The organism is Streptomyces sp. NPDC043996, assembly GCF_056435225.1.
In genome coordinates this window covers 55,945-72,679 of record NZ_JBWKEY010000023.1, presented here as the reverse complement: position 1 = coordinate 72,679, position 16,735 = coordinate 55,945, and the positions used below count along the sequence as shown (strand labels likewise).

Annotated in this window: 10 protein-coding genes and 1 pseudogene; 2 read left to right on the top strand and 9 right to left on the bottom strand. The window is 67.4% G+C overall.

Features of this window, described 5'->3' with window-relative positions; all coding sequences use genetic code 11:
• Positions 1-20: 20 nt before the first annotated feature.
• The 3 genes from AC07A4_RS39915 to AC07A4_RS39905 all read right to left on the bottom strand — a co-directional run bounded on the left by AC07A4_RS39915 (position 21) and on the right by AC07A4_RS39905 (position 4,882).
• On the bottom strand, positions 21-611 hold the full coding sequence (locus AC07A4_RS39915; RefSeq protein WP_478609144.1) for a DUF2637 domain-containing protein: 591 nt from the start codon (positions 609-611) through the stop codon (positions 21-23).
• Between the two features lie 92 nt (positions 612-703).
• Positions 704-1,567, bottom strand: a complete 864-nt coding sequence (locus tag AC07A4_RS39910; protein WP_478609104.1) for a hypothetical protein — start codon at positions 1,565-1,567, stop codon at positions 704-706.
• 15 nt (positions 1,568-1,582) lie between these two features.
• Complete coding sequence (locus AC07A4_RS39905) at positions 1,583-4,882, bottom strand: nSTAND1 domain-containing NTPase (protein ID WP_478609102.1); 3,300 nt, start codon at positions 4,880-4,882, stop codon at positions 1,583-1,585.
• 400 nt (positions 4,883-5,282) lie between these two features.
• On the opposite strand from AC07A4_RS39905, the gene AC07A4_RS39900 reads away from it, so the two are divergent.
• Positions 5,283-6,509, top strand: a complete 1,227-nt coding sequence (locus AC07A4_RS39900) for an IS256 family transposase (RefSeq protein WP_478609142.1) — start codon at positions 5,283-5,285, stop codon at positions 6,507-6,509.
• A 184-nt stretch (positions 6,510-6,693) separates the two neighbouring features.
• Here AC07A4_RS39900 and AC07A4_RS39895 read toward each other — a convergent pair whose 3' ends face one another.
• From AC07A4_RS39895 to AC07A4_RS39870, 6 genes are all read right to left on the bottom strand, one after another.
• Positions 6,694-11,256, bottom strand: a complete 4,563-nt coding sequence (locus AC07A4_RS39895; protein ID WP_478609100.1) for a hypothetical protein — start codon at positions 11,254-11,256, stop codon at positions 6,694-6,696.
• A gap of 3 nt (positions 11,257-11,259) precedes the next feature.
• Entirely contained in the window at positions 11,260-11,844 is a 585-nt protein-coding gene (locus tag AC07A4_RS39890) for a hypothetical protein (protein ID WP_478609097.1), read from the bottom strand.
• A 1,080-nt stretch (positions 11,845-12,924) separates the two neighbouring features.
• Entirely contained in the window at positions 12,925-13,410 is a 486-nt protein-coding gene (locus AC07A4_RS39885; protein ID WP_478609095.1) for an NUDIX hydrolase, read from the bottom strand.
• 174 nt (positions 13,411-13,584) lie between these two features.
• The gene (locus AC07A4_RS39880; RefSeq protein WP_478609093.1) at positions 13,585-15,432 is read right to left on the bottom strand and encodes an ATP-binding cassette domain-containing protein; all 1,848 of its coding nucleotides are present in this window, start codon (positions 15,430-15,432) and stop codon (positions 13,585-13,587) included.
• Positions 15,433-15,695: 263 nt separating this feature from the next.
• Entirely contained in the window at positions 15,696-16,112 is a 417-nt protein-coding gene (locus AC07A4_RS39875; protein ID WP_478609090.1) for a transglutaminase-like domain-containing protein, read from the bottom strand.
• Positions 16,109-16,390, bottom strand: a complete 282-nt coding sequence (locus AC07A4_RS39870) for a hypothetical protein (protein ID WP_478609088.1) — start codon at positions 16,388-16,390, stop codon at positions 16,109-16,111. The genes AC07A4_RS39875 and AC07A4_RS39870 overlap by 4 nt, the downstream gene beginning before the upstream one ends.
• Between AC07A4_RS39870 and AC07A4_RS39865 the strand changes: the two are divergent.
• A pseudogene (locus AC07A4_RS39865) lies at positions 16,380-16,715 on the top strand (transposase family protein); the annotation flags it as partial. The gene AC07A4_RS39870 and the pseudogene AC07A4_RS39865 sit on opposite strands and share 11 nt — an antisense overlap.
• Positions 16,716-16,735 lie beyond the last annotated feature (20 nt).

Genomic DNA, 16,735 nt, shown 5'->3' with positions numbered 1-16,735 from the left:
CAACAAGCTGCTCCTCCATTTCATCCGGCGGCTTTCGTCCTGGCCTGCCGCGGCCGGACTGACCGCGGCGCGAAGGCCCCGGCCGACGCGGAAACGACTGCGAGTGCCCGGTCCCCGGCCGCCGCCGCGCCGCTACCCCCCGACGCACCATCCCGATCAACAACACACCCAAGATCAATCCCACACACCCACGAAACCCCTGCACAACACCCCGAACACCCAAACCGAACAACCACCGCCAGACCCGTCCCCCACCACAGAACACACCTCACCCCAGCCCAAAATCCCAACCAACAAACAAAACCCCAGGCCACAACAACCCAACCACCCAAAAACCAAAACCACCGCCACAACCGCGAGGAAGACAGCGAATCCGAGTAGAAATGCCAGCCACACCACGCCCGGCCGCCGCCGCGGGACCGCTTCAGCACCACGACCGTCGACAGCAGGAGAAGTCCGTCCACCGACAGCGGCCACAGCGTCGCACTGGCCCGGTCCGCCCCACCCTGCAGCACGAACTCCAGCTGATGGACGTACGAGGCGTACGCCGCAACCCCGGCGACCACCACCGCCCCCACACGCCGAACCCACACCTCCGCATCGGCACCCATCCGCACAACCGGCCGCTTCACCGCCCTGTCCTCCCCCGCGCCATTTTCGGATGGCTACACGCGTGGACGTTGTGCATCACAGGGGGAATGATTCACCGCTTCAAGCGGCGGCATGACAGGTATGGCGCCAGAGTAGCGGCGACGGCCGGACTGCGAAGGTAACTGGCCGCGCGGTGGAAGTCGAAGAGGCGGATGCTGTCTTGGAGATCTAGGTCTATGCCGGGGAAGTACCGCTTCAGGGGACGCAGGATTGCTACGGGGTCACCGTGGTCTGCCACGTTCACCCAGCAGCCGACGCCGGGCGGGCGAGCGCCCCGGCCCTCGACGGGGGCGGGCAGCAGGCGGTGGAAGACACCATGAGGCAGAGCGAGGGGTGAGCCCAGGGTGATGAGCAGTTCGACGGCCAGCTCGGGGTGAGCGTGCAGGGCCTCATAAGCGACCACTGTGCCAAGGGAATGGGCGATGACCACCCGCGGCCGGTGGGCTGCGATCACCGAGGCAACCTCCTCACACGCCGCGTGGCGGACGGGACTGTCCGGGGCGCGCATGTATGCGGCGACTTCCCGGAAGCAGAGGGCGATGAAGGCCCGGGTGAGTCGGCCGTCCAAGTTGAAGTGCTTGGCCACCATGGTGACGGCGTGCCGCAACGGAACAGCCAGACGGCCTTGCGCGGTGGCCTGAGGCAGATTCAGGGCTTCCAACCAGTGGGCGACCAGCGCGCTCTCATCCGGGGAGAGATGAGCCAGGACGTCGTCGGGCTGACCATGGGCAACCGGCAGTCCGCGGCTCAGATGGTGGGCATAGTATGCAAATGCCACATCGTTGGCTGTGAAGGGGATGTCAAGGCCAGCGGAGAGGCTGGCAGCCCAGAGAGCGGCGCGTTGGGTGGCAACTTCCTCTGGCGCATAGCCGGACACGTAGTTTCCGATGCCGTGCACACCGACGATGAGAGACATAGCAGTTGGGCTCTCTCAAGGGTTGGATCGGTCAGAGAAGGTGGCCGGGTTGAGTGGCTGAAACGGTGGAAGGTCAGGACCCGGTTCCAGGGCGATGACGGTATTGGCCATGGCGATTACTACGGTGCCATCGGTAGCGACCGCGACATGTCTGGGCCTCTCCGGCAGCCACTGCACACTGTGCTCGGTGCCGGTTTCCAGATCCCAGACGCGTACCGTGCGATCCGCTCCGCCGGTCACCGCATGCGGGCGCCCTCCCACAGTCGCCACCGCCACGCAATCCACACTCTTTTGATGACCCGCCAGCACCTGCGTCTGGACACGGGCTTCCAAGTCCCAGACGCGTACCGTGCCATCCGCTCCCCCGGTCACCGCATGCGGATGACCTCCCACAGTCGCCACCGCCACGGACCAAAGGCCAGCGCCGTGAGAGACCAATGGTTCGCCCAGCTGTCGATTCTTGCGCAGATCCCATAGCAGCAACAGCCCGTCACCTTCACGGAATGTGCCACCCGCGTAGTCTTTGATGTCTACGGCGCTGCACAGGACGGCTGTCGGGCGGTCGCGTACCAGGGTGCAAGCAACGCTCAGGAAGCGTTGACCGTCGATTTCTGCACTTTCGTTGATAAGCCGGAGGCCTGGCAACTCCCACGTGCTGACGTCCGACCGGCCGACATCGTTGAATCCGAGGACATATTTGTCCCACCGCGCCGAAACCCCAATTGTGCGCCCGTCCAGGACGATGAAGGCCATGTCTGATACGCCGCGGAAGGCTGAGTCCGCCGCACCGGACCATGACTCTTCTGTAGATCCGGCCAATGTGCGGTTACGAAGGTCCCACACGCGCGTATGTCCATCTTCTGCCGCAGCCACCAGCTGGGGCTGGCCGTTCAGGTTGACCGGCAGCAGAGCAGTGATGTCAGAGGGATGGAACAGACCTCGCCAGATTGCCTCGTCTGGGACCCAGGGCCCGCCACCGTTCCAGGGTATCTCCGCGATCCGATGCGCATGCCAGACAGCCCCTGCGGCGAGGGTCGCGGCCAGGTCGTGCTCGCCGCGCATGAGCGCAGCTATGGACAGGATCTGGCGACGCTGTTCCGGGAGCCGGTTGTGGTGCTGGTCCAGGTACTCTGCATAGAGGTCAGCAGGTAAGGGAAGATGGCGCGCGTGCCGGTGCTGCTTCGACCCCAAAACTTCCTGCAGCGCTGTGGCATCGGCATGCACCAGGAACTCCACATCGCTCAGCAGCTCGTCCAGCCGCCCGGCCTCATCGGCGTGCTGAACGAGGTGGCGCAGAAGGTACGGATCTGCCGTGTCCCAGCCGCGAGGGGTGCTGAGGGTGGACAGGAGCCGTACGAACACGGCCTCGGCGTGCCACGGTTCAGACCGAAGCTCGTCGGCCAGGGCCTGCTGGAAGAGGCGATACACCGTCCTGCCTTCCTCGTCCACATCGCGGCGCAGATAGAAGCGGGCTGCGTCCAGCGCCTTCCGAACTTGCTCGGAATCCGGCCTGCCCGTGCCGAAGACCACGGCCACCTCCTGCACCACCTCCTCCGGCATTCCGGCACCCCGGGCGAACGCCAGGGCCGAGAGAACCTCACACAGCCACAGTGTTTCCCTGCGAACCGTCAGGTCCAGTTCCAAGAGGCGCCGCAGGTCACGCGGCACCGCGCCGCTAAGCTGGCGTATCTCGGCAAGACCTTCCGGAACCGGCAGGGCGAGGACGTGGCGCACGTACAGCGCGGCCACCAGGAACTCACCGCAGTGCCGCATCCGGTGACGCACCAGCGTGCGGGCAATACCGTCGGCAAGCTGACCGGCAATCAGCTCACGGTCCGCCGTCGCGTAGCGGGGTGAGGTGACCAGCACGTCGCGCAGGTAATCTCGCAATTCACCGCGCAAGCGACGCCTCGGCACCCGGTCCAGATCGAGACGGCCATGACCTGCACGCTTGAACAATGGTGCGAAGCGACGCTCCGAGCGAACCCCCACCAGCATCCGGCAGGCGGGAGCCAGCGCCAGCAACTCGTCCATCAACTCCCTCGGATGTTCGCTCTCGTCCAGCGCATCCAGGACAAGCACCGGCGGACGCTCGCGACCATCAAGAGCGGCCTTGATCTCGGAGGCAGTCCGCGCCGGCCCCACCCCCCACTGGCGTGCCAGCCCGGCCATTACATCGGACACCGAACGCTGCCGTGCATGGACTACCGCCAAGCCGTCAACGGCTGGAGGAGGGTCGGCAAGGGCCTGCCACAACCAGTGGGTGTCACGACGCAGAGCCGGGTGGGCAGCGCAGACCAAAGCACCCAGCAGCGCCGACTTACCTACCCCCGGCTTGCCAGTGACCACCCGCAGGTCCTCACCCTCGCCGCGCAACCAGGCCGACAAGGACCGCACTTCAGCATCCCGGCCCCGGTAGAGACCAGGGCTGTCCTCCTCGAACACCGCCTCCGTGCCGGAAGCGCGGCTGGAAAAGTGCCACACGTCCGCGGTCTCGTCGAGCAGCGCACTGGCTATACGATCCACCCGCGACCGAGTACCGGAACCCATCGGATCCCAGCCATACGCGGGATTGGGGAAGAACGCCAAGCCGGTAAGATCAGCGTCGAGCGGGGCCACAGGACTCAGCACCCGCTGCTCCGGCCCCTCCGCCGCGTAGTCCTCGACTTGCTTCTTGACGTGACGGCAGAAGAGTGACAGAGGAATGTGCGGCACTGACGGGTCCACTCGTATGCGCTCTTCGGCGAATCCGGTCAGTACTTCGGCAACAGCCCGGGACAAGCGGCCGTCATAGGCTGGTTCATCGATCTCGCTCGCGGCGATCACCCAGGTCCGGCGACGCTCAGCGCGCATGATGTGCTGCCAGTCCACTCGGGCTGCCCTACCGGAGTAACATAAGTCCAGCAAGAACAACACATACGGCGCCTGCCGCTCCGGTTCGGCATCCTCAACGAGTTTGAGCCAGCCCTCTATGTCGATGTCAGTGCGTTCTCCATCGCCTCCCACCACATACAACCCTCCGCTGTTTTGGCCCCGGACGCCATGTGCCAGGAGGTGCACTACGACGAACCCGGGGCCCGCCCTCAACACCGATTCGACAGCCTTCTTCAATGCGATAGCCGAACCAGCGGGATCCGGGCTCGCGAGATGTGCGTGATAACGGAACGCACCGAGGGCGGTACGCACCTGGTCAGCACAGCTAGGAGCATAGGACAGCACCGGCCATACAGGGCGGGACTCCTCCTGCAGATCCGAGCGAGGCCCCTCGACGCCAACCACCAACGCCCGGTACTCCCACGCTTGCACATCGCCCATGCTCGCATTCCCCCAACGCATACCGTGGACATGCCACTGTAGGTGGTCGCCCGGAGAGCACAAAAGGCTCGCCATCCCCGCCAGGCTCGAGGCCGACTCGACTGTCCGTTCGCCTGGCCGTGTCCGCGTTCCCACATATAGCTGCGGATCCCCGGTCAGCGAAACCGGAGACCCTTCGGACCATCGTCCTTCCACCACCGCTCGTTCCGTCCGCGGAAGGACCCCCTTGTGCCCCCCAATTGGCTTGCCCGTCATACGTTCCTGCCGACATTCTAGGAACCGCGGGCCTGTAAATAGAACGGTGTAACTCCGATCATGGAGGATCGCACCTGTGACCAGCGAGAACATAGCCGATGCAGAGACCGGCGCCGTGGCCGTTCAGCCGGCCCCGTCAGCAGGCATGGACGAGAAGTTCATCGAGGAGCTCGTCTCCCGGGCCCAGGCCGACGGGCTGCAGCTGACCGGCGAGGGCGGGCTGCTGCAGCAGCTGACGAAGCGGCTGCTGGAGTCCGCGCTCGACGGCGAGATCACCGACCACCTCGGCTATGACAAGCACGATGCGGCGGGCAAGAACGGCGGCAACTCGCGCAACGGCAAGCGGTCGAAGACCGTGCTGACGGACGTCCGCCCGGTCGAGATCGAGGTTCCCAGGGACCGCGAGGGCAGCTTCGAGCCGCAGATCGTCAAGAAGCGGCAGCGTCGGCTGACCGGCGTGGACGAGATGGTCCTGTCGCTGTCCGCGAAGGGGCTCACGCACGGGGAGATCTCGGCTCATCTCGCCAAGGTGTACGGCGCCGAGGTCTCCAAGACCACCATCTCCACGATCACCGACGCGGTGATGGAGGGCATGTCCGACTGGCAGAACCGGCCTCTGGACCGCGTCTACCCGGTCGTGTTCATCGACTGCATCAACGTGAAGATCAGGGAGGGGCAGGTCGCCAACCGGCCCATCTACATGGCCTTGGCGGTCACCGCCAAGGGGCACCGCGACATCCTCGGCCTGTGGGCCGGCGCCGAGGGCGGCGAGGGCGCCAAGCACTGGCTGCGGGTCCTGACGGAGCTGAAGAACCGCGGCGTCGAGGACGTGCTCATGCTGGTCTGCGACGGTCTGAAGGGCCTGCCCGACGCGGTCGGTGAGGTCTGGCCGCGAACTGTCGTGCAAACGTGCGTGGTTCACCTCCTGCGGGCGTCGTTCCGGTATGCGGCCCGGCAGGACTGGGACAAGATCTCCAAGGCCCTCAAGCCGGTCTACACCACGCCGACCGAGGACGCGGCCACCACCCGCTTCCTCGAGTTCACCGAGACCTGGGGCGGGAAGTACCCGGCGATCGTGCGGCTCTGGGAGAACGCCTGGGCCGAGTTGCCGTTCCTGCAGTTCGACGCAGAGATCCGCCGGATCGTGTGCACCACCAACGCGATCGAGTCCGTGAACGCCCGCATCCGCCGGGCAGTGCGGGCCCGCGGGCACTGCCCCTCGGAGGCCGCTGCCATGAAGTGCGTCTACCTCGCCGTCATGTCCCTGGACCCGACGGGGAAGGGCCGCAAGCGGTGGACCAGCCGCTGGAAGCGGGCCTTGCAGGCATTCGACATCGTCTTCGACGGGCGCCTCTCAGCAGCCAACATCTGACTCAACAACCCCACGAGTTACACCGAAAGCTTTACAGGCCCTAACGAAGCACTACTAGGGGCTGGAGGACGAGTGACAGGCTGGGGGTAACACTTCGGCCGCTGAGTCCCCCGGCAAGGCGGCCTTGTCTTCGCTGGCCAGTGACGGAGTTCCATCTCGATAAGGGCCATGAGCTCACAACGAGTTACTGTCCTGTGTCAGGACGTCGACGTGCCGGGCGGACCCCGTCGCAGGTGGTAGAGCGGAGGCTCAGTGACGTTGTGGGTGGGGTAAACGGGTCGGATAGGCACTCTGTCAGGCGGAGCAGCCGCTCGTGCAGGCTATCGACGATGTCGATCCCGTTGTCCTGGATGAGCTTGCCGATCACCACTTCCAGGGCGGCCATCGTGGCTGACCAGCCAGACTCGGCCAGTTCCAGCAGGATGCCGGTCGCGCTGTCTGGCTCGTGTGACAGGGCAGCCGCGAGCAGTTCGCTCAGTAGCCTGCAGTGGTCGATCGGGTCAACTACCGCCTCGGCAGCCTGGCGTGCGCGAGTCAGGGTTCCCGCCAGGTCCAGGAAGGGCTTGAGCTCAGGCTGCTGCAGGATCGCCAGCAAGCCATCCGCCTCCATCGCCGGCGTCGGAGGGCTCTCCACATGGTCAAGTGCCCGCCGGGTCAGATATGCAGCGCGGGAGTCCTCCTCATCGGCAGCCACGGCAGCCGCGACGGCGGTGATCAGGGCGGCATGGTCAGGCCGCACGCCCTCGGGCAAGACGTCGACCGCCTCGGCAGCCGCCCGGGCGTCCGGTGCGGCCAGCACAGCGGCCATAGCCCGGTAGGCGGGCAAAGGGATCGCGTCGGCCGGCACTTGCTGTCCGACGCACGCCAGCGCCTGGGCGGCGTGCATCAGGGTGACTGAGGCGATCAGCGGGTCCATGTCCTTCATCCGCACGAGGAGGCGTCCGGTGAACTTCTTGCTGCCGCGGCGGCCGAGCTGTCGACGTAGGCGCGGGCTTGAGGCCATTTCGTACAGGCCCTGGCACAGGGTGGCAGCGTGGAGGATGGAGTTCAGGTACGAGGAGCCTGTCCCGAGTACGAGGATTTCGGCCATGGCGGGGTCTTGCGGGTAGATCCGGGTGGCGCACTCGAAGAAGGCCAGGCCGACGGGCAACAGGAGATGGTGCAGGCCTCCGTCCTCCATTGGGTAGGCGCTCAGGACCTTGGTGTAACGGGGAATCTCCGGGACGTGGTCCAGCATTGCCCGCTCCAACCGGGCGGCCTCGGGGCTACCGCCAGCTTTGGCCAGGGACACCAGCGTTGCCGTGCCGATGGCCAAGTGCACGGGATCCTCAATACCGTCCAGGAGCCTTTCGGCGGCGCTCAGATCGGTCGCGGCTACCTCTTCGGCAGCGATCCGGACCACCTGCGCCCAGCTGTGTGAACTCCCGCCGACGAGCGGCGGAGGAATGACGGCGCGTGCAATGTCGCACGGATCCCAGTAGAACTCCCGTTCCTGCACCCGAAACACGTAGGGAAAGTGGTTGTGTGCATAGACGAGGGCGGACATCTCTGCGGGCTGCGTGGGGCTGTCCGAGCCCTCTGGCCTGATGAACGCGCTGGTCCAGCGCCTCCGGATCCGTTCGGTGGCTTCCGCCGGACTGGTTGGGTCCTCGTCGTACGGGCCGGTCGCCGGACTCAGGATCTCATCCAGCACTTCTACGGCCTGCCGAGGCGAGGACTCCAGTAGCCGCATCGCGAATCGGGCCAGCACGGAATCGCGGTCGGGGGCCATGTCCGGTGTCGAGCCTGGCATCGGGCCAGTTCGGGGCAGCCTCGTCCGCGCTATCTCGATCGCCTCGTCGACGCGCCCGACGTCAAAGAGCGATTCCGCGATGCTCTCCAGCGGGAGAGGGAGGCTCTGGCCGTCCTCTTCCCCTGCTGCCGCGTCTGTTAGCGGGGGCAACATGCCGAGTGCTTCGGCAAACAGTTGATCGCTGTAGGCAGGATCTGCCGGTCGCACCTTCACGGCCAAGCGGGCGATGTCACCGGCGGGCCCAGCCCAGCCGAGGCCTCTGTAGTACTCCAGTGCCCGCTCCGCTGCCTGGCGGCTACGTTCGGGTTCACCCCGGCGGGCCCATATGCCAGCCGCCGTCACCAAGGCGTGGCTGGTGCCCGAATCGGCGGGAACCTGGCAGGTGCGTGTGAGGATATCCTCGGCCGTGCGCGGCGCCACCGTTCCCAGCAGATCAGCTACTTGTACCCAGCCTCCGATCCAGCGGCCCGCCGGTGCGAGAGAGCCAAGTTCCGGGAGGCGGGCGCAAAGGGACGCAATCCGTGCGGCGGCCCGTTTCGGTGCGTGAGGGTGGAGCAGGACGGCGAGGCGGGCCTCCTCGACCGGTAGGGACTCCTGTCCGTCCTCGTTGGCCACTGTCCCGGCATCCACGATGCAGTCCAGCTCGGCTTCCGCCGCCCGCAGGGCCTTCGCGTTCGAGCCTGCCGTCTGCTTCACTAGGTCGAGAAGAGCTGCGGCCCGGCTCCCCTCAGCCATCCGGCCTATCAGCCCGAGTGCTTGGTCCGGATCGTTGGCGCCGACCGCAGCCGCGCGCAGGGCACCGTCGCGGAACCTGCTGCTTCCTTGATCATCCCCGCCGTTGAGGTAGTTGGCTAGGTCTGCCACGGACAGGGCCAGGTCCAGGTCTTCGAGTGCGATGTCCTCGGCGGCTTCCGCCAGGGCCTGGATCCGTGTCATACCCGCAGAGAATCCACGGTGGGGCATGCTCAAGGCGCAGCCCACCACGGCGTGCACGCCGAGGTGATCGTCCAGCCGTTCCCGTTCCTCCACGGTGGCGAACCGGCGGATCTGCACCAGGCACTGGAGTCGTACGGGCGACGGGCCGATCAGTGACAGCCGTTGCAGGGCCTCGTCCGTGCGGCCCAGGTGGACAAGCAGGCCGAGGGCGAGTGGCGGCACCTGGGACCCCATCTCGTGCATACCGCTTCGCAGCAGCCCCAGGAACACGGCGTCGGGCACTGTGTCACGGTCGTAGGTCCGGGTGAGGAGTTGGTGCGTGGCCAGGCCGACTATCGAGGAGAACCTGGCGTCGCCGCCGAATGCCCGCAGTGAAGCCCGGCGGAGTCCCGGGGTCAGTAGTTCCACGAGGCGGAGACGGACCGCGGTGTCGCTGGGGCTGGGGGCGTCGTCCAGGGCGAGCAGGTGCTCGGGAAGATAGGCCAGGCCGTACCGGTCCACCGTGTCCCAGTCCAGGCCGTGGAGCGTGTCCGTACCGGCCGCGTCGAGGTAGCTCTGCACGATGCGGGTATGCCACTCGGCCGGATCCACGGCGAGTTCCGGATAGCAGTGGCGGGTGGACGGCGCGAGAAGGAATTCGGCGAGCGAACTGTGAAACAGGCGCATGGCACCGTCGTCGTCGATGTCCAAAAACTGGATGAACCGTTCGAGGACAGCCGTGCAGTCACTGGCCCATACTCGGATCCCGCCAAGTCGCAGGAGTTGGTCGGCGTCGACCGGGCCGCGTGCCACCGCCAGCACGCACAGGAGTGGCCGCCCCACTCCATCCCAGGCTGGGACCGCGCGGTCCTGGCGACTTAGTGGGGTTCGTACACGCAGGACGCCCATTCGGTCGATAGCCCGTCGAACCAGGTCGAGGAAAAACGCGTAGAGCGCGTCCAGGCCGTGGGGCAGTTCCTGGTGCGCCAAAAGCCGTCCGACGGCGTCCGGATCCTGGCGCTCGATCGCGGCACGCAGCGCCCGGGCGAAGGAGACGACAAATGAGAAGTTGCCATTGGCCCGGTCTGTCAGGGTAACTACCAGTGACTCGCCGATGGCCGCTGTGCCGTCTTCTGCGGGGCTCTGTCTGTCTTCCGTGTGCCATGGGGCGCCTGCGAGCGCCTCGGCCGAGTCCTCGGCAAGCCGCGTCACGTAGGCGCGAATGTCGGCGCGGACGCGCGGGGAGGCCGGGGCGATGACCACGCGCCGCAGCCGCGTGCCCGCGCCGGTTTCCGGTCCGGCTTGCGCGCTGTCGAGGGCGCGCAGCTCCCGACCTGGTCGCGAGGTGAAGACGAAGGACACGTTGGGCGGAAGCCGTGGGCGGCGGCTCAACCAGTCCAGCAACCCTTCCTCGTCGGAGTATCCGAATAGTTCGTCCAGGGCGTCAACCAGGACCACGATCTGTTCCCGCGGCGCACGGTCCGCCAGTACGGCCGCCGGGTCGCCCAGCGCGAGCATGGCGAGGTTGTCCGGTCGCAGCAGCCGCGGTTCGACGGTGGCTTGCCCGATCACGATCCCGGTCTGGTGCCCCTGCATCCGGCGGATGTTCTGCTCGACGCGCAGCGCGGTGCGGTAGAAGGGGGAGACGGTGAGGTCGTCGATCCGGATGCCGGTCAGGGTGGCTTCCGGGCCAACCGTGTCTATCCGTTGGCTGACCACGACTTCCAGCAGGCTCGGATCGAACAGCTCGGGTCGATTCGCAGCGAGTTGGTGGCCGATGGTGAGCAGGAAGGTCTGCACGTCGCCGCCGGACAGCCGGGTACGGCTGTCCTTCCGGATAAAGTAGCGCAGCCACCGAGGATTGCGGTGGGCCAGTGCCGCCGCCAGACCCGTCTTGCCTGCGCCAGGCTCGGCAACCACCAGGACGTCGCCGCCCTTGGCCACCGCGCTTTCCACGGCCTCCAACAGCCACGTGCGCTCCACCCTGTCCGCCGAGTCGACGTGGGCGGCGACGACGTCGGCGAAGGTGGTGATCCTCACCGGTCAGGACTCCCGCCGGCCTTCTCCCATCCGCTTGACATGAACCCCTTCGAGACGGCTCTCGCCGTCCATGGTGTCAACGGTGGTGCTGGAATCGACTGTTGCTGGACCGGTGATCTCGTCGAAGTGCGCGGCGGTGGCATACGCACGGCCAGTAAGGCGCTTGATTTGGATGTGGCTGCGGACTACGGGAGTTCCCGTGGCCGGGGCCAGTTCGCTGGTGAGCGTCAGCCGCACACCATAGGTCTGTTCCAGCAGCTCTCGCGCGGTGCAGAAATCTGACAGCAATTGCTGGTCGGACAGGTCAGGGGCAAGCGTCCCGTCGGCGACGTTTGCCAGTCGCCCGCGTACCCTAGCGAGAGGCTCAGCGATCTGGTCGACCAGCGTCGGATCCACGTCCGCTCGGAATGTTCCACCACCCAGTGCGGCCGGTGCCGTCACAGTGACGGCCTCTCTCTCCGCCGACTGGTGGGCGGTCCTGCGCTCCCGCCAGCCGGTGAGGAGCTCGCCAGCCTGGTCGTAACAGAACCTAATGCCCTCAGCCAGCACGACGACTCCAACCGCGGCCAGAGTGACTGGATCCGTCATGCTCTCCCCCCGTGTTGTCCATGACTGGGTAAAGCGACTATGGCCGAAACTACCTCGCCAGCCTTGGCGCCGGCCCATGCAGGGAGCAGGTGAGCGCGCCAATTACGCAGGGCATCTCGCACAGGCATGAGTTGGTGAAGGCACGACTCTTACGCCTTGACAGCCAGCAGGGCAGGGGCCGCTCGCCCAGCAGCGTCAGTCGCATCCTCTTCGGGTACCGCCGCACGGCGCCTTCGGCCACCTTGCGTGGTCATCCGCTCATGCAACCCGTCCCCGGTCAGGGAGCAGGCCACCGACGCCGTCCGCCAAACCCTTGCCTCTGCAGGATGCTGGCTGGGCGCGAGATTCACGTCCGCCGACCGCGTACCGGCAGCGGCCGGAGCCAACTCCACGAAGAAGCCGCACTCGGGTTCACAAGAGCTCGCGCGATCGAGCAGTGCGTCCAGGTGTTCAAGGGCCGTGTGCAGCGAGGCGGTGAACGCGGCCAGCTCGGCGGCGCGGGCATCTGCCTAGGCCAGTTGAGCGGCGATTCGCAGCCACAGGTCAGCCTTCACGTCCCGGCAGGCGCCCGCCTCCCACCCTCCAAGCAGTCCGCCGAGCTCTTCCCAGCGGCAGGCCGAGGTGTTTGCCCGCGACGATGAACGCGAGTCGTTCAACCGTTCGACTCCTTCACGCCGGGTAGCCAGCCGACGTCCGGTCAGCGGGCAGGAGTCCGGCGCCCACGTAGAGGCGAGGTGGTCGTCGGCACGCGAACGTTCGGCGAGCGGGGAGGTCCGCATCGTGCTTACATCTCGACGGTAGACCTTCGCCCCAGGTCGATGGTCAAGCCGGAACCTGCGCGCTCGTCGGCGCCAGGGCGTATCCCGATCCAGTTAGTGCCTCACCACATCTGAGAATCCACGAACCTGCGCGCTTCGGAGTGGGACAGCCCCGCAAGCGGCCGGACCAACCTTCGGGTTCTATTAGGCATACGGCTCCCGGAAAAACCGACTACCGCGCGCGGCATGCGGTCGAGTGCGTAATCAATCGCCTCACGCACCACAGTGCAGTCGCCGCGCGATACGAAGAGCTCGCCGTCCGCTACGAGGCAACCGTGCTGGTCGCAGACCTCAACGACTGGCTGTGACCGGCACCTTCAGCCTGCTCAAGCATGCGGAGCGCGTCAGCTGCCGCTGGTGACAGCATGGTGTCGTCCTGCAAGTCGGCCAGCGGAATCCACGCCACGGCGTCGGTGGAGCCGTCGATCTCGGTCACCGTCGGCGCCCCGCCCTTGAGGGCGACGAGGTAGAACAGTGCCGTGAGGCTCCAGCTCACTCCATTCCGCCGGACCGCGTAAGTCCGCGCGTCCAGCAGTCGGGCATCAGCGAGTTCAAGCCCTGTCTCCTCCCGGAGCTCACGGGACAAGGCCTCCACAGGCTGTTCGCCCGGGTCGATTCCGCCGCCTGGCATGTGCCACACACCTGGCGTGAAGACGGGCGAGGCGTCCGACAGCCGGATCAGCAGCAACCGACCGCCGTCCACCGCGATGGCGTACGCCGAAACACGAGTCTGTACGTGAGCGTCCACGGTCCCCGCCCCTCCCCACACGAAAGCCGACAGGTCGGAACCCTAGCGTCACCAAGATCGCCTTTCGCAAGAGGACCTAGCCTTTTGGACAGCGGCGGGGCATTGAGGGCCGGGGGAAAGTTCTCCCTGCTCCATGGCGCGTCAAGGCTCGGGGCTGCGCATCGGCTTGCGGCCTTACGCGACGCGCCCTCCGTTGTCCTGTCCGTTCTGCAGGTAGGCCAGTTCGCTGAACCGCTGGCCGTTGGCGATGAGTTCGTCATAGGTGCCGGTTTCGGCGACAGCTCCGTCGTGGAGGAGCACGATGCGGTCTGCGATGCGGGTGTTGGCCAAGCGGTGCGTGATGAACAGCGCTGTGCGGCCTGCGGCGAGGTCGCGGAGTTGGGTGAAGATGCGGTGCTCGGCGCGGGCGTCGAGGGCGGCGGTGGGTTCGTCGAGGATGATGAGCGGGGCGTCGCGGTGGAAGGCGCGGGCGAGGGCGATGCGCTGCCATTGTCCTCCGGAGAGGTCGTGGCCGCCCCACCAGGAGCGGGCCAGTGAGGTGTCGAGCCCTTCGGGCAGCTCCTGGAGGATGGCGTCGGCACCGGCTTGTTCGGCGGCGGCGAGGACCGCCTGATCGCCTTGGCGTCGGCGTTGGCCGAGGGTGATGTTCTGGCGAGCGGTCAGGGGCCAGCGGGTGTAGTCCTGGGGCACCATCGCGGTCGTGTGCCAGAGGGTTGCCGGGTCGAGGTCGGCCAGGTGATGGTCGTCCCAGGTGATGGAGCCGGTGGTGGGCAGGTACAGACCGATGAGGAGTTTGGCCAGGGTGGTCTTGCCGGATCCGTTCTCGCCGACGAGCGCGATGACCTCCCCGCGGCGAATGGTGAGGTCTACTTCCCGCACGGCGGGGGTGGATTTGCCGGGGTAGGTGAAGGTCAGGCCGCGGGCCTGGATGAGGTGTGGGCCGGTGGCGGGGGCAGGCTGGATGCCGCGGTGCATGGACCAGGCGGGGGCGGTGGCGAGGAAGGCTGTCCAGTCGGTGACGTAGAGGCTCGTGGCGAACAGCCGGGCGGCGGCACGCACGCTGGAGGCAAGCGCGGCGTTGGCGGTGCGCACGGCCAGGACGGTCGCGGCGGCGATGGCGACCGGCATGCGGCCGGTGAGGGTGAGGGCCAGGATGCCCGCCCACACCGCAGCTAGGGCGGCGGTAGCGAGGAGGTCGCCGAGGCCCTGAGTGAGGGCGGCGCGGCGGGCGGCGGTGAGCTGCTCGTCCTCCAGGCGGCGGGAGATAGCGCGGTACTGCTCGGTCAGGAAGCCGCCCATGGTGGCGGAGCGCAGTTCGTCGGCGGTGTCGCGGTCGGTGGAGTACTGGGCCAGGACCCGGCGCAGGCGGGTGTCAGCGACGGTGCGGTGCGCGGCCTCGTGGTCCAGACGGGCGGCCCGTACGGCCCCCCATGCGCGCGGGACGATGGCCAGGAGGAGCACGGGGAGCAGCACAGCGTGGAAGGCAGTGATGACGATCGCCGCGGCCAGCAGCTGGGCGCAGGACGCGGCCAGGGTCTGAGCGCCGGTGATCAGGTCCGGCATCTTCTCGGCGCCTTTGGTCGCCGCGAAGCGGCCGTCTTCGTAGGCAGGGTCGTCGTAGGCGGCGAGTTCGGCGTTCACGCAGGTGGTGATGACGGCGAGGTCCGCCTCTCGGGTGACCTTGGGGGCCAGGCTCTGGGCAGCCAGGCGGGCTCCGGCGTCGGCGAGGTAACTGGCGCAGGCGGTGGTGCTGACCAGCAGCAGGGCGGGCAGGGCTTGGTCCAGGCGCTCGGCAGCGCTGGCGGTGCCGAGCAGGGCGGTGAGCAGGGCCGCGGTGGCGTGCAGGGCGATGGCGGTGAGGACTGCGTTGGTCAGGGTGCAGACAGCGAGAGTGAGGACGGCGTGCCGGTCGGCGCTCCAGCTGAGTTGTCCGGCACGGTAGAGGGCGGCGGGTAGGCGGGCGGCGATGGCGCGGGTGCTGATGCGGGCCGTGGGGGCGTGGGGGTCGTCCTGCAGGCGCATCTCGGGCGGCGCCCCGGCTGCCGTGGTGCTGGCCGGGGCAGAGGGGGGCGTGTTGCCGGGCGTGGCCCGGCGCTCAGTGCGAGATGAGGTCACCCGCCTCATTGGGGGGCGCGGGCCCGGTCTGGCTCAACGCGAAATTCTCCAATCGTTGAGACTCGCGCAGTTCACACCTCCAGGACGTCAACTCGACGATGGCACGTTCATTCGTGTGGGTGAATTGGGGCGGGCGGGAGACGAGGCCGGGGGCGCCCGCCCTGGCTGCGTCAGGAACTGGTGTAGACGGGCGTCCACGGGTGATCGCCGCCGCCGGCTTCCTGAGTGCCGACCGTGGTGCCATCGGCGGTGGTGACCCAGGCGTGAAAGGCGGTGGGCAAGCCGCGGGCACCCAGGACGAGTCGGCAGTGGCGGCCGGTCAGGGCGCTGGCCAGGACGCGTTCCTTGCAGTCGATCTGTCCGCGCCACCAGCGGGGCTGGCAGGCGACCACGGCCTCGTACAGGTCGACCACGTCGCGGGCGTCGGCGGCGGGAAGGAAGGCCGTGGCTCGGACGAGGGCGATACGGGCCCGCATGCGGCGCCGTTCGGGCATGAGCCGGACGGTGAGGGCGGCGGCCAGGCCGAGTTGCGCGGGCAGGCGCCGCCGCCAGGCCGGACGCGCGGGCGCGTGGATCATGTCAGTCATCGACGCCACCACCGGGCGCGAGAACGGGAGGTGCTTGCGGCGGTGCTGAGCAGTCCCATGTCCAGCAGCGAGGTGAGGTACGCCGCGATGGCGTCGCCCGTAGCCTCCAGGTCATAGCCCGCGGAGACGGCGATCTCCTCGGCCAGTCCGTCCACGGCGCCGCGCACGGCGACGGCGTTCCAGACGCGGGCGCTATCGCCGGTGAGCGCATGCCACTGACCAGTCTTCAGGTCCAGTACCGCGGTGCCGCCCTCGATGCGGGCCCAGCTCTCGCCCACCCTGCCGGGCCACACCCACGACCTGACCGCCGCCCGCACCCACCGGATCATCCAGATCTGCGAGCGCCAGGGCGTTCCCATCCTGGCCGATCCCGCCTACCAAGGCGCCGGCCCGTGGCTCACCACCGGCATCAAACGCAAACCACTCCAGGAACTCACCCCCACCGAAAAGACCCTCAACCGCGCACTGGCCGCAGCCCGAGCACCCGTCGAACGCGGGGTCGCAAGGCTGAAGTCCTGGCGGATCTTCCGCAGGTCCCGATGCAGCCCCAACCGCATGACGTCAATCGCCAAGGCCATCCTCACCCTGGAGCGGCAACGCTGAAGAAGGTCACTGAACCCCTT